This is a genomic window from Pseudomonas sp. R62 (genome assembly GCF_000257605.1).
Lineage (GTDB): Bacteria > Pseudomonadota > Gammaproteobacteria > Pseudomonadales > Pseudomonadaceae > Aquipseudomonas > Aquipseudomonas atacamensis.
Genome location: NZ_JH635999.1, coordinates 1 through 4,525 on the forward strand (window position 1 = coordinate 1; position 4,525 = coordinate 4,525).

The following is a 4,525-nucleotide window of genomic DNA, read 5'->3' on the forward strand; positions in this document are numbered from 1 at the left end:
GGGCTCTTGATCTGGCTTTGGCTTTTGCTTTTGATCTTTTGCCCTTTCGGCAGGCTTCGTTACGGGATCGATCCGGGTGTGGGAGCGCAGCGACCGTACGACGCAGTCGTACACAGCGGAAGGAGGTGCAGCGAAGCCAACCGGAGCCGCTGCGCCCGGATCGGTCCCGTAACGAAGGTACCCCGAGCCCCAGCGAGCGGGCCGTACGCCGGGGCAAAGCCTTTTGGGTTACCTTTTTGGCGTCTGAAAAAGGTGACTCGCTGTAAGAGCGAAACCGCCAGCGGCAGCACCCGCAGCAACGGATATGCCCCCAGAATCCAAGAACCAGTCGGCCCGAAGGCCGCTGAGACCACAAACAAAAACGGCCTCTATATAAGAGGCCGTTCCTGACACACCACTAAACCATCACAAAAAAAGAAAAACCCTTATTTGCGATCTTCCAGCTTGGTGATGTCACGCGACTCGTAACCGGTGTACAGCTGGCGCGGACGGCCAATCTTGTATGGGCTCGAGAGCATTTCCTTCCAGTGCGAAATCCAGCCGACAGTACGTGCCAGGGCGAAAATCACCGTGAACATGCTGGTTGGAATGCCGATCGCCTTGAGGATGATCCCCGAGTAGAAGTCGACGTTCGGGTACAGCGAGCGCTCGATGAAGTACGGGTCGGTCAACGCGATCTCTTCCAGGCGCATGGCCAGTTCGAGTTGCGGATCGTTGTTGATGCCCAGTTCCTTCAGCACTTCGTCGCAGGTCTGCTTCATGACAGTCGCGCGAGGGTCGCGGTTCTTGTAGACGCGGTGACCGAAGCCCATCAACTTGAACGGATCGTTCTTGTCCTTGGCCTTGGCGATGAACTTGTCGATGTTCGACACATCGCCAATCTCGTCGAGCATGGTCAGCACGGCTTCGTTCGCACCGCCGTGGGCAGGGCCCCACAGTGCGGCGATACCGGCGGCGATACAGGCGAACGGGTTGGCACCCGAAGAACCGGCCAGACGCACGGTGGAGGTCGAAGCGTTCTGCTCGTGGTCGGCATGGAGGATGAAGATCCGGTCCATGGCCTTGGCGAGTACCGGGCTGATCGGTTTGATCTCGCACGGGGTGTTGAACATCATGTGCAGGAAGTTTTCCGCGTACGTCAGGTCGTTGCGCGGGTACATCATGGGTTGGCCCATGGAGTACTTGTAGACCATCGCTGCCAGGGTCGGCATCTTCGCAACCAGACGGATCGCGGAAATTTCGCGATGCTGCGGGTTATTGATGTCCAGGGAGTCGTGGTAGAAGGCCGAGAGGGCGCCGACTACACCGCACATGACGGCCATCGGGTGGGCGTCGCGACGGAAACCGTTGAAGAAGGTTTTCAGCTGCTCGTGAACCATGGTGTGGTTTTTCACGGTGCTGACGAACTGGGCCTTCTGTTCTGCGGTCGGCAATTCGCCGTTGAGCAGCAGGTAGCAGGTTTCCAGGTAGTCCGACTTTTCAGCCAGCTGTTCGATCGGGTAGCCGCGGTGCAACAAAATGCCGTTGTCGCCGTCGATATAGGTGATTTTCGATTCGCACGAAGCGGTCGACATGAAACCCGGGTCGAAAGTGAAGCGGCCCGTGGCCGTCAGGCCCCGAACATCGATTACATCGGGACCAACGGTGCCGGTTAAAATGGGCAGCTCGACGGGGGCTGCGCCCTCGATGATCAACTGCGCTTTTTTGTCAGCCATGTGGCCTCCTATTTATGCTTGAACCATCAGACAGACCCCCCACGCAGGGCCCGCACCACTATAGTGAGATAAATTCGAATGTCAATTTGCCTAAAGTCTTGCTCCAGAAGGCTTTAAGCCGACTTTTTCCTCGAAATTGCCTGCCATTTACGCCTTTTATGCAACTTGTGCAATCCGCTATTGGGGGTAGGTGAACGCGTTGTCATTAGTAGCCTAACTGTCTATACTCGGCCACCGACCGCCAAGGGCTTTTGGGCTTGCTTTCATTGGGGGTCGCATCCCTGGGTGGTGGTTACCTGACCAGTGCACTCCCCAACAACTTTGCCCTGATTGTTAGGGGCTCTTCAGTGTGAAAAAAAAGCCGTGAAAAGCCAACGACCTGTAAACCTAGACCTAAGGACCATCAAACTCCCAGTCACTGCTTACACGTCCATTCTTCACCGTATCTCCGGTGTCATCCTCTTCGTGTGCCTTGCCATCATGCTTTACGCATTGGACAAGTCGCTGAGCTCCGAGGAAGGCTTCGGTCAGGTGAAAGCGTGTCTGACCAGTCCGCTAGCCAAGCTAGTGATTTGGGGCATCCTGTCCGCTCTGCTGTATCACCTGGTAGCCGGTGTGCGCCACTTGATCATGGACATGGGCATCGGTGAGACGCTGGAAGGCGGCAAACTGGGCTCGAAAATCGTTATCGCCGTTTCCGTGGTGGTAATCGTTCTGGCAGGAGTCTGGATATGGTAACTAACGTCACTAACCTGTCGCGTTCGGGCCTCTATGACTGGATGGCACAGCGTGTGTCTGCGGTCGTTCTCGCGGCTTACTTCATCTTTCTGATCGGATACATCGTCGCCAACCCTGGCCTCGAGTATGCCCAGTGGCATGAACTGTTCGCTCACAACGGAATGCGTATTTTCAGCCTGCTGGCCCTTGTTGCTCTGGGCGCTCACGCCTGGGTCGGCATGTGGACCATCGCGACCGACTACCTGACGCCAATGGCGTTCGGCAAGTCCGCAACGGCGATACGTTTCCTTTTCCAGGCGGTATGCGGCGTTGCGATGTTCGCTTACTTCGTCTGGGGTGTGCAGATTCTCTGGGGTATCTGATTCATGGCTAACATTCCAACGATTTCTTTCGACGCCATCATTATTGGTGGTGGCGGTGCCGGCATGCGCGCTGCGCTGCAGCTGGCACAGGGCGGCCACAAGACTGCGGTGATCACCAAGGTTTTCCCGACCCGTTCGCACACTGTGTCCGCGCAGGGCGGCATCACGTGCGCCATCGCTTCCGCCGACCCGAACGATGACTGGCGCTGGCACATGTACGATACCGTCAAGGGTTCCGACTACATCGGTGACCAGGACGCTATCGAATACATGTGTCAGGAAGGCCCGGCCGCTGTTTTCGAGCTGGACCACATGGGTCTGCCGTTCTCGCGTACCGAGCAAGGCCGCATCTACCAGCGTCCGTTCGGTGGCCAGTCCAAGGACTACGGCAAGGGCGGTCAGGCTGCACGTACTTGCGCTGCGTCCGACCGTACCGGTCACGCGCTGCTGCACACGCTTTATCAGGGCAACCTGAAAGCCGGTACCACGTTCCTCAACGAGTACTACGCTGTTGATCTGGTGAAAAATCAGGAAGGCGAATTCGTTGGTGTGATCGCGATCTGCATCGAAACCGGCGAAACCTCCTACATCCGTGCCAAGGCCACCGTTCTGGCCACTGGCGGTGCAGGCCGTATCTACGCGTCCACCACCAACGCCCTGATCAACACCGGTGACGGCGTCGGCATGGCTCTGCGTGCTGGCGTGCCGGTACAAGACATCGAAATGTGGCAGTTCCACCCGACCGGCATCGCCGGCGCCGGTGTACTGGTTACCGAAGGTTGCCGTGGTGAAGGTGGTTACCTGATCAACAAGCACGGCGAGCGTTTCATGGAGCGTTATGCTCCGAACGCGAAAGACCTTGCAGGTCGTGATGTGGTTGCCCGTTCGATGGTCAAGGAAATCATCGCCGGCAACGGTTGCGGTCCGAATGGCGACCACGTAATGCTCAAACTCGACCACCTGGGCGAGGAAGTACTGCACAGCCGTCTGCCAGGCATCTGCGAACTGTCGAAGACTTTCGCCCACGTTGACCCGGTCGTTGCTCCGGTTCCGGTTGTGCCGACCTGCCACTACATGATGGGCGGCGTTGCCACCAACATTCATGGCCAGGCGATCACCCAGAACGCCGAAGGTCAGGACCAGATCATTCCTGGCCTGTTCGCGGTAGGCGAAGTGGCTTGCGTATCGGTTCACGGTGCGAACCGTCTGGGCGGCAACTCGCTGCTCGACCTGGTGGTCTTCGGTCGCGCTGCCGGCCTGCACCTGGAAAAGGCGTTGACCGATGGCATCGAATACGACGACGCTACCGAGTCCGACATCGAAGCTGCACTGTCGCGTCTGAACGCGCTGAATAACCGTACCGACGGTGAAGACGTTGCCACCCTGCGTCGCGAGCTGCAAAGCTGCATGCAGAACTACTTCGGTGTATTCCGTACCGGCGAATACATGCAGAAGGGCATCGCTCAGCTGGCCGATCTGCGCAAGCGTATCGCCAACGTGAAGATCAACGACAAGTCGCAAGCGTTCAACACTGCACGTATCGAAGCGCTGGAACTGCAGAACCTGCTGGAAGTGGCTGAAGCTACCGCCATCGCGGCCGAAGTACGTAAAGAGTCTCGCGGCGCTCACGCCCGTGAAGACTTCGAAGACCGTGATGACGAAAACTGGCTGTGCCACACCCTGTACTTCCCGGGTGACAAGCGCGTCACC

Annotated in this window: 4 protein-coding genes; 3 read left to right on the plus strand and 1 reads right to left on the minus strand. The window is 57.8% G+C overall.

The window, feature by feature from the left end; genetic code table 11:
- Positions 1-425: 425 nt before the first annotated feature.
- Positions 426-1,715, minus strand: coding sequence for a citrate synthase (gltA, locus tag OQK_RS18430; protein ID WP_003222994.1), 1,290 nt, complete (start codon positions 1,713-1,715; stop codon positions 426-428).
- A gap of 363 nt (positions 1,716-2,078) precedes the next feature.
- Here gltA and sdhC point away from each other — a divergent pair, with 363 nt between their 5' ends.
- From sdhC to sdhA, 3 genes are all read left to right on the plus strand, one after another.
- Positions 2,079-2,453 (plus strand): succinate dehydrogenase, cytochrome b556 subunit, encoded by a 375-nt coding sequence (sdhC, locus tag OQK_RS18435; RefSeq protein ID WP_016773673.1) that lies wholly within the window; start codon positions 2,079-2,081, stop codon positions 2,451-2,453.
- Positions 2,447-2,815 (plus strand): succinate dehydrogenase, hydrophobic membrane anchor protein, encoded by a 369-nt coding sequence (gene sdhD / locus OQK_RS18440; RefSeq protein WP_008049683.1) that lies wholly within the window; start codon positions 2,447-2,449, stop codon positions 2,813-2,815. The genes sdhC and sdhD overlap by 7 nt, the downstream gene beginning before the upstream one ends.
- 3 nt (positions 2,816-2,818) lie before the next feature.
- Positions 2,819-4,525, plus strand: a 1,707-nt coding sequence (sdhA, locus tag OQK_RS18445; protein WP_016773674.1) for a succinate dehydrogenase flavoprotein subunit, incomplete at its 3' end; no start/stop codon positions are given.